The organism is Pseudonocardia sp. (assembly GCF_035305885.1).
GTDB lineage: Bacteria > Actinomycetota > Actinomycetes > Mycobacteriales > Pseudonocardiaceae > Pseudonocardia.
On the sequence record NZ_DATGOP010000067.1, the window covers coordinates 80879 to 97058 of the forward strand.

The 16180-nt window shown below is 74.7% G+C and carries 15 protein-coding genes and 1 pseudogene; 6 read left to right on the forward strand and 10 right to left on the reverse strand.

All coding sequences use genetic code 11. The annotated features are described in order from the left end of the window. Positions 1-36: 36 nt before the first annotated feature. The 4 genes and pseudogenes from VKZ81_RS14105 to VKZ81_RS14115 form a co-directional block, all read right to left on the reverse strand. On the reverse strand, positions 37-501 hold the full coding sequence (locus tag VKZ81_RS14105; protein ID WP_324241983.1) for a hypothetical protein: 465 nt from the start codon (positions 499-501) through the stop codon (positions 37-39). Positions 502-727: 226 nt separating this feature from the next. Then, positions 728-826, reverse strand: a pseudogene (locus VKZ81_RS35140) (hypothetical protein); the annotation flags it as partial. Next, positions 823-1152, reverse strand: coding sequence for a hypothetical protein (locus VKZ81_RS14110; protein WP_324241984.1), 330 nt, complete (start codon positions 1150-1152; stop codon positions 823-825). The pseudogene VKZ81_RS35140 and the gene VKZ81_RS14110, both read right to left, overlap by 4 nt. Positions 1153-1287: 135 nt before the next feature. Next, positions 1288-1728, reverse strand: coding sequence for an Rrf2 family transcriptional regulator (locus VKZ81_RS14115; RefSeq protein WP_324241985.1), 441 nt, complete (start codon positions 1726-1728; stop codon positions 1288-1290). Positions 1729-1835: 107 nt separating this feature from the next. Here VKZ81_RS14115 and glgP point away from each other — a divergent pair, with 107 nt between their 5' ends. From glgP to VKZ81_RS14130, 3 genes are all read left to right on the forward strand, one after another. Then, positions 1836-4379 carry an alpha-glucan family phosphorylase gene (gene glgP / locus VKZ81_RS14120; RefSeq protein WP_324241986.1) on the forward strand — a complete coding sequence of 848 codons (2544 nt, stop codon included), beginning with the start codon at positions 1836-1838 and terminating at the stop codon, positions 4377-4379. Positions 4380-4464: 85 nt separating this feature from the next. Beyond that, positions 4465-5880, forward strand: a complete 1416-nt coding sequence (locus VKZ81_RS14125; RefSeq protein ID WP_324241987.1) for a carotenoid oxygenase family protein — start codon at positions 4465-4467, stop codon at positions 5878-5880. 5 nt (positions 5881-5885) lie between these two features. Beyond that, positions 5886-6509: a DUF3159 domain-containing protein gene (locus tag VKZ81_RS14130; protein ID WP_324241988.1), complete on the forward strand. Its 624-nt coding sequence runs from the start codon at positions 5886-5888 to the stop codon at positions 6507-6509. Here VKZ81_RS14130 and VKZ81_RS14135 read toward each other — a convergent pair. The 3 genes from VKZ81_RS14135 to VKZ81_RS14145 are packed head-to-tail and all read right to left on the reverse strand — an operon-like array spanning position 6506 to position 11068. Beyond that, complete coding sequence (locus VKZ81_RS14135) at positions 6506-7129, reverse strand: TetR/AcrR family transcriptional regulator (protein WP_324241989.1); 624 nt, start codon at positions 7127-7129, stop codon at positions 6506-6508. The two genes, VKZ81_RS14130 and VKZ81_RS14135, sit on opposite strands and share 4 nt — an antisense overlap. A gap of 1 nt (position 7130) precedes the next feature. After that, on the reverse strand, positions 7131-9626 hold the full coding sequence (locus VKZ81_RS14140) for a PEP/pyruvate-binding domain-containing protein (RefSeq protein ID WP_324241990.1): 2496 nt from the start codon (positions 9624-9626) through the stop codon (positions 7131-7133). Then, positions 9626-11068, reverse strand: a complete 1443-nt coding sequence (locus tag VKZ81_RS14145; protein WP_324241991.1) for an MFS transporter — start codon at positions 11066-11068, stop codon at positions 9626-9628. The genes VKZ81_RS14140 and VKZ81_RS14145 overlap by 1 nt, the downstream gene beginning before the upstream one ends. Before the next feature lie 109 nt (positions 11069-11177). Between VKZ81_RS14145 and VKZ81_RS14150 the strand changes: the two genes are divergently transcribed. Further along, positions 11178-11390, forward strand: coding sequence for an FmdB family zinc ribbon protein (locus VKZ81_RS14150; RefSeq protein WP_324241992.1), 213 nt, complete (start codon positions 11178-11180; stop codon positions 11388-11390). A gap of 19 nt (positions 11391-11409) precedes the next feature. Here the strand turns inward: VKZ81_RS14150 and VKZ81_RS14155 are convergent, their stop codons facing one another. After that, positions 11410-11847 (reverse strand): universal stress protein, encoded by a 438-nt coding sequence (locus VKZ81_RS14155; protein ID WP_324241993.1) that lies wholly within the window; start codon positions 11845-11847, stop codon positions 11410-11412. A gap of 231 nt (positions 11848-12078) precedes the next feature. Then, positions 12079-14079, reverse strand: a complete 2001-nt coding sequence (gene glgX, locus VKZ81_RS14160) for a glycogen debranching protein GlgX (RefSeq protein WP_324241994.1) — start codon at positions 14077-14079, stop codon at positions 12079-12081. Positions 14080-14168: 89 nt separating this feature from the next. On the opposite strand from glgX, the gene VKZ81_RS14165 reads away from it, so the two are divergent. Continuing rightward, positions 14169-14933, forward strand: a complete 765-nt coding sequence (locus VKZ81_RS14165; protein WP_324241995.1) for an ABC transporter ATP-binding protein — start codon at positions 14169-14171, stop codon at positions 14931-14933. Between the two features lie 66 nt (positions 14934-14999). Further along, positions 15000-15779 carry an enoyl-CoA hydratase/isomerase family protein gene (locus VKZ81_RS14170; RefSeq protein WP_324241996.1) on the forward strand — a complete coding sequence of 260 codons (780 nt, stop codon included), beginning with the start codon at positions 15000-15002 and terminating at the stop codon, positions 15777-15779. Positions 15780-15816: 37 nt separating this feature from the next. On the opposite strand, the gene VKZ81_RS14175 is transcribed toward VKZ81_RS14170, so the two are convergent. Continuing rightward, positions 15817-16164 carry a hypothetical protein gene (locus VKZ81_RS14175; protein ID WP_324241997.1) on the reverse strand — a complete coding sequence of 116 codons (348 nt, stop codon included), beginning with the start codon at positions 16162-16164 and terminating at the stop codon, positions 15817-15819. Positions 16165-16180 lie beyond the last annotated feature (16 nt).

Here is a 16180-nt window from a genome sequence, read left to right on the forward strand (position 1 = left end):
CGGACGGTAGTCCCGTACCGGTCGAACCGCCCGCTCTCACCTGGCGGACGACCGCACCGGACGCAGCCGGGAGGCGACGGCAGCGTGACGGCCGCGAGCGCCGCCATGGCCAGGGAGGCGTCGGAGAACGCGGCACCCGCTCCGGCGGTGCAGGGGGTTGAGCGCCCCCGCGACGGCCGCGAGACCGGCCGGCACCAGCGGTCGGGTGCCGACGGCGTCGGACATGCGGCCGATCGCGGGGGAGGGGGCGGCGACGGCGATCCCCGCGGGGATCATGACCAGCGCCCCGGCCCCGGGGGCGAGCCCGCCCACGTCGACGACCAGCAGCGGCACGAGCACGAGGGCGCCGAGGTTGACCGCCATCGTGAGTGCCGCGACGAGCACCGCGGTGCGGCAGGGGCGGTTGGCCAACAGCGCAGGCGGGACGAACGGGTGCGGGGCGCGGGCGGTGCGCCACCCGAAGAGCGCCGCGCCACGGCCGCCGCCGCGAGGCTCGCCCACGACGACGGCGCGGAGAAGCCCGCGACCCGCGCCTGCGTGACGCCGAACAGGAACAGCCCGGCGCCGAGCCCGAGCAGGGCGCCGCCTGCGACGTCGAACCGGCGCGCGCCCGCGGGCGCTGCCGCGGGCAGCGCGCGCCAGGCCGCCGGCAACACGCCGGCGCCTCCGCGCCCATCAGCCAGAACAGCGCGGGCCACCCCATGAGCTGGCCGACCCCGCCGCCGAGGGCCGGGCCCGCCGCGGCGCCCGCGGCGCCGACGCCGGTGCTCGCCGAGACGACGCCGATCCCCGTCCCGCGCCGGTCGGCGGGCAGCACCCTGGTCACCGCGATGATCGACAGGACCGGGATCGCGGCCGCGCCCGCCCCATCACGATCCGCCCGGCCACGAGCACCGGCAGGGCGGGGGCGAGCGCGCAGACCAGGCTGCCCGCGGCGTAGGTCAGGAGGGCGAACCCGAAGAGCGCCGGCAGGCTCGCCCCGTCGGCGATCCGCCCGTAGCAGGGGATGCCGACGGCGAAGGCCGGCAGGAAGCCGGTGACGACCCACGCGCGCTGCGCCGCGGACGCCCCGAACCGCGCGCCGATCGCCGGGAGCACGAGGTTGACCATGGCGCTCGCGACGACGGTGGCGAGCATCGCCGGCACGAGCACGGCCGGCAGCGCGAGCCCGGAGCGTGTGCGCCCGGTCGTGGACGTCGTGCGCGCGCCGCCATGAATTGATACTGATTTGGTTGCAGTTAGGGCGGAGAAAAGCGGCGGAGGCCCCGTGGGCCCCGCCGCGGTCGGCTACCGGCGCGTCAGCTCGCGTTCCCGCGCGATCGTCTGCTGCACCAGGTCGGCGATCGTCGTACGGCCCAGCCGCTCCTCCATCGCCCGCTCCGCCTCGCGGAACTCGTGTTCGAGCACGGCCTGCATGTGCCGGCCGACCTCGCAGGCCTGGTTGGGCGGGTGGGGGTGGCGGGACAGGATCGGGCCCTCCTCGACCGCCGCGTACGCGTCGCGGAGGGTGATCTCGCGCGGGGAGCGGGCGAGCCGCCAGCCGCCGAGGCGCCCCTCGGTCGACCGCACCAGACCCGCGTCGCGCAGGCTGCCGAGGATGCGCCTGACCAGCACCGGGTTGCTCGCCAGGCTGTCGGCGACCTCCGCCGACGTGCGGGCCCGGTCCTCCCGGCGGCCCAGCATCGTGAGGGCGTGGATCGCCACCGCGCTCCTGCTGCTGAGTGCCACCCGATCTCCCCTCGAACTGCAACCAACCTAGTTCCAGTTCGATCGCGGGGCAACCGGCATCCCGGGACTGGACCGATCCCGGGATGGATTCATCTATGGTTCGGCGGGTGAAGGCACTTCGCAGGTTCACCGTCCGCGCCCAGCTGCCCGCTGCGCTGGCGCCGCTGCAGACCCTGGCCACCAACCTGCGGTGGACCTGGCACACCCCCACCCAGGACCTGTTCGCCACGCTCGACCCCGAGGCGTGGGAGCGCGCGGGGCACGACCCGGTGCGCCTGCTCGGGGAGATCTCCACCGCCCGCTTCTCCGTGCTGGCCAAGGACGCCGACACCGTGGTCACCGTGCGGGAGCTCGCCGACGACCTGGCGAGCTACCTGCAGGAGCCGCGCTGGTACCAGCTGGAGCGGGAGAACGACCCGTCGCTGCCGGCCGCCGTCGGCTACTTCTCGATGGAGTTCGGCGTGAGCGAGGTGCTGCCGAACTACTCCGGCGGCCTCGGCGTGCTCGCGGGCGACCACCTCAAGGCGGCCTCCGACCTCGGGGTGCCCGTGATCGGCGTCGGGCTGCTGTACCGGTCCGGCTACTTCCGCCAGTCGCTCTCGCTCGACGGCTGGCAGCTCGAGCACTACCCGGTGCTCGACCCGCAGGGCCTGCCGCTGCAGCTGCTCACCCACCCCGACGGCGGACCCGTCCTCGTCGAGGTCGCGATGCCGGAGGGGCGCACGCTGAAGGCGCGGGTGTGGCAGGCGACGGTCGGGCGGGTGCCGCTGCTGCTGCTCGACTCCGACATCGAGGAGAACGAGCCGGACCTGCGCGGCGTCACCGACCGGCTCTACGGCGGCGACCAGGACCACCGCATCAAGCAGGAGATCCTGGTCGGCATCGGCGGGGTCCGGGCCGTGCGCGCGTTCTGCGCGGTGACCGGCCACCCCGAGCCCGAGGTGTTCCACACCAACGAGGGCCACGCGGGCTTCCTCGGCCTCGAGCGCATCCGGGAGCTGCAGGACCGCGACGGCCTGTCGTTCGACGAGGCGGTCGCCGCGGTCCGCGCCGGCACCGTGTTCACCACGCACACGCCGGTGCCCGCCGGGATCGACCGGTTCCCGCTCGACCTCGTGCGCCACTACTTCTCCGGCGACATGCTCCCGGGCGTCCCGGTGGACCGCGTGCTCGCGCTCGGCGCCGAGGAGAACCCCAACACGTTCAACATGGCCCACATGGGTCTGCGGCTCGCCCAGCGCGCCAACGGCGTCTCCCGGCTGCACGGCGCGGTCTCGCGCGGCATGTTCGGCCGGCTGTGGGAGGGCTTCGACGCCGACGAGGTGCCGATCGGCTCGGTCACCAACGGCGTGCACGGCGCCACCTGGGAGGCCCGCGAGGTCACCGCCCTGCTCGGCGACGCGGGCTCGGCGGGCAACCACACGAAGCGCGACGTCGTCTCCGACGAGATGCTGTGGGAGCTGCGCGGGGCGCTGCGCGCCCGCCTGGTCGCAGAGGTGCGCCGCCGGGTGCGGGAGGCGTGGCTGCAGCGCGGCGCGTCGCTTCCGGAGCTGTCGTGGACCGACCACGTCTTCGACCCGGAGGTCCTCACCGTCGGGTTCGCCCGCCGCGTGCCCACCTACAAGCGGCTCACGCTGATGCTGCGCGACAAGGACCGGCTGCGCGACCTGCTGCTCGACCCGCACCGGCCGGTGCAGCTGGTCGTCGCGGGCAAGAGCCACCCGGCCGACGACGGCGGCAAGGCGCTGATCCAGGAGATCGTGCGGTTCGCCGACGACCCCGCCGTGCGCCACCGCATCGTCTTCCTGCCCGACTACGACATGTCGATGGCCCGGTACCTGTACTGGGGCTGCGACGTGTGGCTCAACAACCCGCTGCGGCCGCTGGAGGCCTGCGGCACGTCCGGCATGAAGTCGGCGCTCAACGGCGGGCTGAACCTGTCGATCCGCGACGGCTGGTGGGACGAGTTCTACGACGGCGCCAACGGGTGGGCCATCCCCACCGCGGACGGCATCGACGACCCGGCCCGCCGCGACGACCTCGAGGCCAACGCGCTCTACGAGCTGCTCGCCACCCAGGTGGCGCCCGCGTTCTACGAGCGGGTCGACGGCGTGCCCCCGCGCTGGGTGGAGATGGTGCGCCACACGCTCACCACGCTGCGGCCCCAGGTGCAGGCCACCCGGATGGTGCGCGAGTACGTCGAGGACTGGTACGCCCCGGCCGCCCGCGCCGCCGCGCGGATCTCCGCCGACGGCTACGGGCCCGCCCGCGAGCTCGCCGCCTACCGGGCCCGGCTCAACGAGGCGTGGCCGAACGTGCAGATCACCGGCGTCGACGCGTCCGGCCTGCCGGACACGCCCGAGGTCGGCGCGCCCATGACCGTGCGGGCGTCGGTGCAGCTCGCCGGGCTCGACCCGAAGGACGTCTCCGTCGAGGCGGTGATCGGCCGGGTCGGCGAGACCGACGACCTCACCGACACGATCACCGTGCAGATGGAGCACGTCGGCGCGGCCGAGGGCATGGGCGAGCGCTTCGAGTCGGTGGTCAAGCTGCCGCACGCCGGGCTCACCGGCTACACCGTGCGCGTGCTGCCGTCCCACCCGTTGCTGGCCTCGTCGGCGGAGCTCGCGAAGATCGTGCTGCCCGGCTGACGCCGTAGCGGGTTCTGCGGCGGACGGCGGATGCGGTCCGGCGCGGTCGCTGTCACCGTCGTCCTCCTGCGGAGAGGAGGACCCGATGACGACCACCGAACCGTCTCCGCCGCCGCCCGTCGACGTCAGCGCGATCCCGCAGCTGCAGGGCCCGTTCGCGCCGGTGTTCGAGGAGACCACCGCCGACGACCTGCCGGTGGAGGGCGACCTCCCCACGGAGCTCGACGGTGTCTACCTGCGCAACGGGCCGAATCCGCGCTTCACCCCGCTCGGCTCCTACGTCTACCCGCTCGAGGGCGACGGCATGGTGCACGGGATCTGGCTCTCGGACCGGCGGGCGCGCTACGCGAACCGGTTCGTGCGGACCGAGGCCCTGGTGGAGGAGGAGAAGGCGGGCCGGGCGCTGTGGGGCGGTCTCATGACGGGGTACACGCCCGGCGAGGCCGAGGTGGGGCCCGAGCTCGCCGGGCGGCCCAAGGCCCTGCCGGACATCAACGTGGTGCGCCACGGCGGGCGCCTGCTCGCGCTGGCCGAGTCCGACTGCCCGTACTGCCTGTCGCCGAGCCTGGAGACGCTCGGCCGGGAGACGTTCGACGGCGCGTTGCCCGCAGGCATGACCGCACACCCGAAGGTCGACCCGCGCACGGGCGAGATGGTCGTCTTCTGCTACCAGCTCGAGGCCCCGTACCTGACGTGGGCGACCATCGGGCCGGACGGCGTCGTGACCAGGCGGCCGACGCCGGTGAGCGGCGCAGACCGGCCGGTGATGATCCACGACATGGCGCTGACCGAGCGCTTCGTGGTGCTGGTCCTCGCCCCGCTGTACTTCGACCTGCGGGCAGCGCTGTCGGGTGGCTCGCTGCTGTCGTGGCAGCCGGAGGACGGCACCCGCATCGCGCTCGTCCCGCGCGACGGCGGCCCCGTCCGCTGGTCGCACACGGACGCGTTCTGGTGCTGGCACACCGCGAACGCCTTCGACGAGGACGGGCACGTCGTGCTCGACCTCGTCGAGTGGACCCGGCCGGGCGGGATCGTCCCAGGCCCGTCGGCGGGTGCGCTCGGCCGGGCGAGGATCGACACCCGCACCGGTGAGGTGCGGCGCGAGCAGCTGGACCGGGGATCGATGGAGCTCCCGCGCATCGACGACCGGCTCATCGGGCGCCCGTACGAGCGGATCGCGCTGGTCGCCAAGACCGGGCGCCGCGACCTGGCCGGCGGCGACCACGACGCGCTCAACTTCTTCGACACCCGCAGCGGGCAGCGGGTGCAGTGGGACGCGGGCGACCTGGCGGTGGGCGAGCCGGTGTTCGCCCCGCGGCCGGGCACGCGCGACGCCGACCAGGGCTGGTGGGTGGCGTTCGCGACGAACCGGGGCAACGGCGAGAGCTGGTTCCTCGTCCTGCCCGCGGCCGAGCCGGGGCGCGGGCCGGTGGCGCGGGTGCGGATCCCGACGCGCGTGCCGCTGGGGCTGCACGGGTCGTGGTTGCCGACGCAGGAGTGATCGGTGTGGAGAACTTCACGTTCGTGCTCGGCTTCCTGCCGTGGATCGTCTTCGCGGTCGTGGCGCAGCGGCTCGACGCCAACGGCGTGGCCTGGAGCGCGACGATCGCGGTGGTGATGACCGTCGTCGCGTTGGTCGCCGCGCACCGCAGCCACGGGCCCAAGATCCTCAACATCGGCTCGCTCGTGCTGTTCGCCGTGATCGCCGTCGTCGGGTTCGTCGGCGGCCCCGCGGTGGACGGGTGGCTGTTCGAGTGGGGGCGCCCGCTCGTCGGCGTGCTGCTCGGGCTCTACGTGCTCGCGACGGTCCCGGTCATGCCGTTCACCGAGGAGTACGCGCGGCAGGCCGTCCCGCGCGAGCACTGGGGCTCGCCGACCTTCCGGCGGATCAACCGGGTCCTCTCCGCGGCGTGGGGCGCCGCGATCCTCGTGATCGGCCTGGCGGGGTTGGTCGTCGCGGCGCTCGATGCGCACGCGGTGGACCCGTCCCGCTTCCACCCGGCCGACCTGCTGCTCAACTGGGTCGTCCCGATCGCGCTGATCTGGGGGATGGTGAAGTTCACCGCGGCCTACCCGGCGCGGGTCGGGAACGAGGCGCGCCCGGGAACCGGTGCGGCCGACTCGCGCTAGGCCGGTGGTGCGCCCCGGCCCGGTTGCAGGAGCGGGAGCACGACCTCGTCGACGATCTCGGTGATGTACTCGTCCGGGATCGGAGCCCCCCGGGTGAGGAAGTGGTTGCGCAGGAGCGCGTGCCCCGCCTCCAGCTTGCGTTCGGTCACGACGGCGGGGTCGACCTCGCCCCGCTCGACCGCGCGCCGCACGATCTCGCGGATCCCCTCCTGGCTCGCCCCGCGGGCGTAGGAGCGCACCCGGCGCGCCAGCTCCGGGTCGGTGAGGGCGTCGCTCATCACCCCGCCCATCGCCTGCCCCGCGGGCCCGGCCAGCTGCTCGGCCACCCGGCCGAAGACGGCGAGCAGGTCGCTGCGCAGGCTGCCGGTGTCCGGCGGGGTGGCCGGGTCGGGCAGCAGCTGGTAGACCGCGTCCATCACCAGCTCGACCTTGCTGGGCCAGCGCCGGTACAGCGACGCCTTGCTCGCGCCGGCCCGCTCGGCCACCCGCTCCACCGACAGCCGCGCGTAGCCGACCTCGCCGAGCACGGCCAGCACCGCGTCGAGGATCGCGCCCTCCAGCGCGGCGCCGCGCCTGCGGGGTCGTTTGCGGTGGTCGACGGCTGCGACGGGGGAGGCCACGTCAGGATTCTCCCGTGACGCGGCCGGTGTCGCCGTCGACGGTGACCACCTGGCCGTCGGTGAGCGCGGACGTGCCGGTGCCCGTCCCCATCACGGCCGGGATCCCGTACTCGCGGGCGACGATCGCGGCGTGCGACCCGGGGCCGCCGGTGTCGACGACGACCGCGACCGCCCGCTGGAAGAGCGGGGTCCACGCCGGGTTGGTGTACGGGCAGACCAGCACGTCGCCGCTGCGCAGGCGGGCGAAGTCGGCGGCCTCGCGGATCACCCGCACCGGGCCGGTGGCCCGGCCGCCGCTCGCCGGGGTGCCGGTGATGAGCGCGTCCCCGTCCTCGGCGCGGTCGGGGAACAGCGTGGACGGCGCGATCAGCGGCACGCCCGCGAGCTCGGCCCGGCGGGCCGACCGGGCGCGCACCGCGGCCCGCAGGCGCTCGGCGTCGGCCGCGGCGAGGGTGGCCGGGTCGGTGATGCCCTCCAGCTCCTCGAGGCGCAGGTGCAGCACGTCGTCCGGCTCGCGCAGCACGCCGGCCTCGGCCAACCTCCGGCCCATCTCCAGCACGGCCCGGCGCAGCGCGGGCAGCACCCGGGTGCCGTGGAAGTGCGTGTCCTCGCGGAACGCGATGCCGGCGCGGGCGGCGGCGAGCACCCGGCGCACCCGCTCCTCGGACCGGCTGAGGCGCACCAGCGGGTGCGCGAGCAGCTCCCGCTCGGCCCGCTCCGCGCGGTCGGTGACCGGGGACGCGTCCCCCGCCACGAGGACCTTCACCATGCCGAGCACGGTGGTGGGCGCATCGCTCCAGGTCGGGGTGGACATGAGCAGTGGGCTCGCGGTCTCGCGGTGGCCGTACTCGGCGAGGAACGCCGTGAGCTCCGCGCGGAAGCCGGCGAAGGCCGGGTCGTGCTCGATGCGCTCCGCGAGCGGCTCCGGCTCCAGCCCGAACACCGCGCGCAGCGCCCCGTCGGCCCGCACACGCTCGGCGAGCCGCTGCAGCTCCCGGTTGGCGTCCTCGGTGCGCGAGCGCGTGCCGAGCGTGAGCCCGGTGACGTGCCTGCGGTTCAGCAGCACCTGCAGCAGGCGCAGCCGCAGCAGGTCGAACCCGGCGCGGGGCAGGTAGTCCACCCGCAGGTCGGTGATGATCTGGGTGGCGGCCAACGCGCGCTCGGGGAGGGCGGCCAGCTCGCCCCAGGACACCGCGCGCACGTCGACGGCCGCGAGCTCGCGCACCTCCCGCTCGAACCGGGCGAACCGCGGGTCGCGGGTCCATCGCGCCGGGTGGAAGCGCCGGATCCGCGGGGTGTTGCGGAACGGCGCGGTGAGCGTCCTGCGCGTCGGTTGGGGCCGCGGCGGGACGTAGCGGTCCACCACGCCGTCGACCTCCGGGACGACGTCGGCGAAGGACAGCCGCAGCCCGGGGATCTCGCTCAGCATCCGCTCGACCATCCGCCCGATGCCGCGCGCGATCCAGCCGCTGACGTCGATCGGGTAGGGCCGCACCGGCAGGTACTCGGCGATCTGCGGGCCGATGAGGCGCTGGATCCGCGACAGCGGGATCGGGGCGGGCGGCAGCGCGGTCATCGGCCGCGCCTGCACCAGCCACAGCCTGCCGTCGGCCCACGCCCACTCGACGTCCTGCGGCCGGCCGAAGTGCTCGGCGACCTCGCGGCCGAGCGCGGCCAGCTCGGTGAGCGCCGCGTCCGGCAGCTCCTCGTGCGCGGTGTCGGCCTCGGTGACGGCGCTGTGCTCCACGCCGCCGCCGTCGGTCGCGCGCACGACGACCTCGCGCCGCCCCCTGCGCCGCTCGCGCACCCGCCCGTCGGCGTCGACGACGTAGTGGTCGGGGGTGACCAGGCCGGAGACCACGGCCTCCCCGAGGCCGCTGCTGGCCTCGACCACGACCTCGTCGCGGGCGCCGGTGACCGGGTTGGCGGTGAACAGCACGCCTGCGAACGCGGCGGGCACCATCTTCTGCACCACGACCGCGATCCGCACGCCCGCCGGGTCGACGTCGCGGCGCGCCCGGTAGGAGATGGCGCGCTCGGTCCACAGCGAGCCCCAGCAGCGGCGGACCGCGTCGAGCAGGGCGTCGGGGCCCACCACGTTGAGGTAGGTGTCCTGCTGCCCGGCGAACGCCGCACCGGGCAGGTCCTCGGCCGTGGCGCTGGACCGGACGGCCACCGGGCCGCCGCCGAGCAGCGCGTAGGCGTCGAGGATCGCGGTGCGCAGCTCGGCGGGGATCTCGACGGCGGCGAACGCGTCGTGCAGCGCGGTGCCGCCGTCGTCGGTCGCCGCGGCGACGGCCGGCGCGAGCCGCGCGTGCTCGACCACGGCCGCGTACGCGTCGGTGGTGACGACGACGCCGTCCGGCACCGGGAAGCCGGCGCGGATCAGCTCACCGAGGTTGGCTCCCTTGCCGCCCGCGGTCGCGAGGTCGTCGCGGCCGACGGCGCCGAGTGGGAGCACGAACCCGGTGGCGGGTCGGGTGGGGGCGTGGGTCATCAGGCCCTCCTCGAGGGGTCGACGTGCGCGGTGGTGCGCAGCGGAAGATCGGGCAGTGCGACGGCCAGCGCGAGGGCCAGCGCGAACAGCGGCGTGACGAGGCCGAACACCGGCGGCACGGCCGCGCCGAACGCGTCCCGCACCGCGGCGGGCAGGTGGGCGAGCCGCTCCGGGTCGAGCGTGGTGGCGATGCGCGCGTCGGCCCCCGGGGGCAGCGCCGCGGCGAACCGGGACGTGATCAGGGCGCCGATCGCGGCCACGCCGATGCTCGCGCCGATCTGGCGGACGAAGGCGACGGCGGACGTGGCCGCACCGAGATCGTGGTGCTCCGCGCCGTTCTGCGCGACCAGCACCATCACCTGCATGACCATCCCGACGCCCAGCCCGACCAGCAGCAGCGCCGCGAGCAGCAGCGGCAGCGGCGTCGTGGGGCCGACGGTGCCCAGCAGCGCGGTGCCGACCCCGGCGGTGGCCGTGCCCGCGACGGGGAAGGCCTTGTAGCGGCCGGTGCGCGTGATCATCCGGCCGGAGACAGTGGTGGTGATCAGCACGCCCGCCATCAGCGCGGTGACCACGAGGCCGGCCTGCGTGGCCGAGGCGCCCCGCGCCACCTGGAGGAACGCGGGCAGGTAGCTGATCGTGCCGAACAGGGCGAAGCCGATGATCAGGCTGATGGCCGTGGGGATGGCGACCGCGCGCGTGCGGAAGATCCGCAGCGGCAGGACGGGGTCGGCGGCGCGGCGGGCGGTGACGAGCCACCCGGCCGCGGCGAGCGCGGTGACGGCCGCGATCGGCGCCGTGCGGCCGCCGAGGCCGCTGCCGAGCAGGACGAGCCCGGTGACGGCGATCGACAGCAGCGCCGCGCCGAGCACGTCGAACGGGCGGCGCCGCTGCGGGACGGGTAGGCGCAGCGTGCGGGCGACGACCACCAGCGCGACCACGGCGAGCGGCGGGTAGAGCCCGAAGATCCAGCGCCACGTGAGGTGGTCGACCGCGAGCCCGCCGAGGAGCGGCCCGCCCACCGCGGCGACGATGTAGACGGCCCCGAGCAGGCCGAGGTAGCGGCCCCGCTCGCGAGGGCTCACGACCTCGCCGAGCACCGCCTGCGCCCCGATCATGAGCCCGCCGCCGCCGACGCCCTGCACGATCCGCCACGCGATCAGCTGCGACATCGTGGACGCCGTGGCGCAGAGCAGGGCGCCGACCGCGAAGACCACGATCCCCGCCAGCAGCACCGGCCTGCGCCCGTACCGGTCGCCGAGCTTGCCGTGCAGCGGCATCGCGACGGTGGCGGCCGCGAGGTAGGCGGTGATCACAGCGGGCATGAGGTCGAACCGGCCGAGGCTCGCGGCCACGGCGGGCAGCGCGGCGGCCATGGTCGTCTGGTCGAGGGCGCCGAGCAGCATCACCAGCATCAGGCCCGGCAGCACACGGCGCGCCATCCCGACCCCCTTAGTGAACGAATCGTTCTCTATGGAGCGTACGGGTCGCCGTTAAGAAACGCAACGTTCACTTGTGCGTCGGTCGGGCGTCAGGTCGTAAGCTCGTCTCGTGCCTCGCTACGACTTCCGCTGCCGTGAGTGCGGCTCGACGTTCGAGGTCAGCCGCCCGATGGCCGACGCGAACGATCCCGCCCGCTGCCCCTGCGGGCACGACGACACGGTCAAGCTGCTCAACACGGTTGCCGTGGGCGGCCGCAGCGGTGCGGAACCGGCGCCCGCGGGTGGTGGGTGCTGCGGTGGTGCCTGCGGCTGCGGCGGCTGAACCGCAGCACCCGCGCCGCTCAGTCGTGCGCGGGGACCACGAGCACGGGTCGTCGCTGGTGGCGGAGGACGCCGTGCGAGATCGACGGGTCCACGAGCCTGCTGATGGCCCGGCGCAGGCCCTCGCCGCGTGACCCGACGACGATCAGGTAGGCGTCCAGCTCCTCGGCCGCGGTGCACAGGGCCTTCGCCGGCTCGCCGTGGCGCGCCTCGTAGGTCCACGACACGCCCGCGTCGGCGAGCATGCCCTCGACGTGGCGCTGCTCCTCGGCCAGCGCCTCGGCCCCGCGCTGCTCCCAGTCCGGCGCGTCGACGTTGAGCGGGTAGTCGCGCAGGTCGATCACGTGCACGACGTGCAGCCGCCCGCCGAGCCGGGCCGCGAGGTCGATCGCCGCCCGCAGCGCGTGGTCGCTGGACGCGTCCCGGCCGTGGCCGACGACGAGGGTGGGTCCGCCCATCGCGCCTCCTCGCGGTCACCGGGATGGGACCAGGATCACCTTCTGGCCCGCCGGTCGGCAACCCGGTGCTGCACCCCGACTCGCGCGCACCCAGCCCTCGACTCGCGCACACCCAGCCCGCGACTCGCCGAAGCCTCCGGCGAGTCGCGCTCTCGTGCGGGCGAGTCGCGGGCTGGGTGTCGGCGAGTCGCGCTCTCGGTGCGGGTGGGTCGCGCTCTCGGTGCGCCTCGCTCAGGCCGTGCGGAGCAGCAGCAGCGAGCGCGGCGGGAGCGTGATGGTCGCCTCCCCGGGCAGCGGGCGCGTGCCGGCCGGGACGCCGTCGGGGCGGGTGCTGTCCAGCTCCGGCGTGTAGGGGCCACCGGGCGGCAGGGTGGCGGGCACCGCATCCGCGCCCGCGTGCAGGAGCAGCAGCCACTCCCCGCGCAGCAGCCCCAGCGTGTGCAGCTGCGGGTCGTGCCAGTCGCTGCCGCCCAGCTCGCGCCCCGCGGGGTGCCACCAGAGCACCTCGCCGTCGCGGTAGAAGCGGTCGGCGTGCAGCACGGGCGAGCCGCGCCGGATGGCCGCCACGCGGGCGACGTACGCGGCGAGCGCGCCGTCGCGGCGCGACCAGTCCACCCACGACGTCTCGTCGTCGAGGCAGTAGGCGTTGTTGTTGCCGTGCTGGGTTCGCCACAGCTCGTCGCCGCCCAGCAGCATGGGCGTGCCGGTGGACAACAGCAGCGTGCCGAGCATCGCCCGGGCGGTCGCGATCCTGCGGGCGGCGCGCACCGGTGAGGTGGTCTCGCCCTCCTCGCCGAAGTTCTGCGAGCGGTTGTCGTCGGTTCCGTCGCGGTTGTCCTCGCCGTTGCGCTCGTTGTGCTTGCGCTCGTAGGAGACGAGGTCGCGCAGCGTGAACCCGTCGTGCGCGGTCACGAAGTTGATCGACGCCCACGGTCGCCGCCCGGAGATCCGGTACAGGTCGGAGCTGCCCGCGAGCCGGGAGGCGACCTCCCCGATGCTGCCGTGGCCGCGCCAGAAGTCGCGCACCGCGTCGCGGTAGCGCCCGTTCCACTCCGACCAGGCCACCCCGAACCCGCCGACCCGGTACCCCTCGCCGGTGGCGTCCCACGGCTCGGCGATGAGCTTGACGCACGACAGCACCGGGTCGACCGCGATCGCCGTGAGCAGCGGGGCGTTCGGGTCGAAGGGGCCGGAGCGGGGGCGGCCCAGCACGCTGGCCAGGTCGATCCGGAAGCCGTCGACGCCCATCACCGTCACCCAGTGGCGCATCGCGTCGCACACGAGCCGGATGACGGTGGGCGAGCCCGCGTCGAGGGTGTTGCCGGTGCCGGTGATGTCGGCGTCGTAGCCGTCGCTGCGCAGCGAGTAGTAGGCCGGGGCGTCGAGCCCGCGGTAGCACAGCGTCGTGCCGCCGATCCCGCCCTCGGCGGTGTGGTTCGGCACGATGTCGAGGATCACCTCGATGCCCGCGGCGTGCAGCGCCTCCACCATCGCGCGGAACTCGGCGATCTCCTCACCCTCCCGGCTCGCGTACCGGGCGGTCGGGGCGAGGAAGCCGAGGGTGGCGTAGCCCCAGTAGTTGCGACGCCCGCGCTCCAGCAGCGGCGGCTCATCGGCGATCGCCGCCACCGGCAGCAGCTCGACCGCGGTGACGCCGAGCCGGCGCAGGTGCTCGATCACGGCCGGGTGCGCGAGGCCGAGGTAGGTGCCGCGGTGCTCGGGCGGGACCTCGGGGTGCAGCTTGGTGTAGCCGCGCACGTGCAGCTCGGCGATCACCGTCTCCGACCACGGGACGTCGGGGCGAGGGCCGCGCGCCGGCTCGTCGGGCGGGGTCACCACGGACAGCGGCACGTGGCCCAGCGAGTCGACGGTGCTGGGCGGGCCGGTCATCGGGTCGTCGATCCAGCCGCGGGCGGCGTCCAGGTCGGTGACCTCGCCGGTGATCATGCGGGCGTACGGGTCGACGAGGATCTTCGCCGGGTTCGCTCGCACGCCGTCCCACGGCCGGTACGGACCGTGCACGCGGTAGCCGTAGCGCTGCCCCGGGCGCACCCCTTCGACGTAGCCGTGCCACACCCCGAAGGTGCGCTCGGTGAGCTCGACCCGCTTCTCGCTCCACGCCCCCTCGTGGCCGTCGACGAGGCACACCTCGACGGCATCCGCGCTGGTCGAGGCGACAGCGAAGCGGACACCGCCGTCGTCGGCATGGGCACCCAGCGGGAAGACCGGCACGATCGGCGAGGATATGCCCCGTGGCTGCGCCCGGATCAAGCTCTGAGCCCCTGCCCGCCGCGGGTGATCTTGCGGATACGGTCGTCCGGATGTCCGGGGTCACCGTCCGGCGGGGGACGACCACCCTGTTGCGCGACGTGGACTGGACCGTCGAGCTCGACGAGCGGTGGGTCGTCCTCGGACCCAACGGCGCCGGCAAGACCACGCTCCTGCGCCTGGCCGCCGCCGAGCTGCACCCGACGGAGGGCACCGTGCACGTGCTCGGCGAACAGCTGGGCCGCGTGAACGTGTTCGAGCTGAGGACCCGGATCGGGCTCACCTCCTCCGTGCTGGGGCTGCGCGTGCCGAACGGCGAGAAGGTGCGCGACGTCGTGGTCAGCGCCGGGTGGGGCGTGCTCGGCCGCTGGCGGGAGCAGTACGACCAGCTCGACACCGAGCGCGCCGACGAGCTGCTCGCCGCCATGGGGCTGGCCGGCTTCGCCGACCGCGAGTACGGCACCCTGTCCGAGGGCGAGCGCAAGCGCGCGCTGATCGCCCGCGCGCTCATGACCGACCCCGAGCTGCTGCTGTTCGACGAGCCGGCGGCGGGCCTCGACCTGGGCGGGCGCGAGGACCTGGTCGGCCGGCTCGCCGCGCTCGCGGCCGACCCGGACGCCCCCGCCTCGGTGCTCGTCACCCACCACGTCGAGGAGATCCCGACCGGCTACACCCACGCGCTCCTGCTGCGCGAGGGCGCCGTGGTGGCCTCCGGCCTGCTCGACGACGTGCTGACGGACGAGAACCTGAGCCGGACCTTCGACCTGCCCCTCGCGGTGCAGAAGCGGCGGGGCCGCTACACGGCCTGGCTGCGCTAGCCACAGCCAGCCGTCACCGCCGCATCGTCCCGATGGAACCGGCGCCGAGGCTCTACTGTCACGCCCGTGACCGAATTCGTGAAGCTCGACGTCGACGGTGGAGTGGGCACGATCCGGCTGGACCGGCCGCCGATGAACGCCTTCAACCGGCAGGTGCAGGAGGAGCTCAAGGCGTGCGCGGAGGAGGCGACCCGGCGCGAGGACGTGCGCGCGGTGGTCGTCTACGGCGGTGAGAAGGTCTTCGCCGCGGGTGCCGACATCAAGGAGATGGCCAACCTGTCGTACGCGGAGATGGCGCCGATCGCTCGGCGGCTCTCGGCCTGCTTCGGGGCGCTGTCCGAGGTGCCCAAGCCCACGGTCGCGGCCATCACCGGCTACGCGCTCGGCGGCGGCATGGAGGTGGCCCTGGGCTGCGACCGGCGCGTCTGCGGCGACAACGCCAAGCTCGGGCAGCCGGAGATCCTGCTCGGCATCATCCCCGGCGGTGGTGGCACGCAGCGCATGTCGCGCCTCATCGGCCCCTCCCGCACCAAGGACCTGATCTTCACGGGCCGGATGGTCGGCGCGCAGGAGGCGCTCGAGATCGGGCTGGTGGACGAGGTCGTCCCGGCCGACGAGGTCTACGCCGCGGCCCGGCGGTGGGCCGAGCAGTTCGTGAAGGGCCCCGCCGTGGCGCTCGCCGCGGCCAAGAAGGCGATCGACGGCGGGCTCGAGGTCGACCTGCGCACCGGGCTCGACATCGAGGCCGACCTGTTCGCCGCGCTCTTCGCCACCGAGGACCGGCGGATCGGGATGCAGTCGTTCATCGAGAACGGCCCCGGGAAGGCGACGTTCACCGGGCGCTGAGCGCCGCCTCGTCGGGTCGCGTCCGCGGGAGAGCGGTTCAGAACAGGACCGACAGGACCGCGGGCGCGATCTCGACGATGTCCGCGACGGCGAACCCGATCACCACGAGGCAGACGAGGCAGGCGAGCGCGATCCAGCCGCGCACGCGGCTGCCCGCCTGCGGCCAGAGCATCGCCATCAGCGCGATCGGCACGATGACCGCCGCGACCGCGAGCAGCAGCATGAGCAGCGCGATCAGACCGGTACCACCCGCCGGCCCGCTGGTGGCGAACAGCACCACCGCCAGCGCGATGCAGACCGCGACCACGACGGCGTGCCCCGCCTGCGGCGTCACCCGCTCGTCGCCGGCGCTGTACGCGCCGGGAGGCCTCACCCGCTCGCTCATCGCCGCCGATCATAAG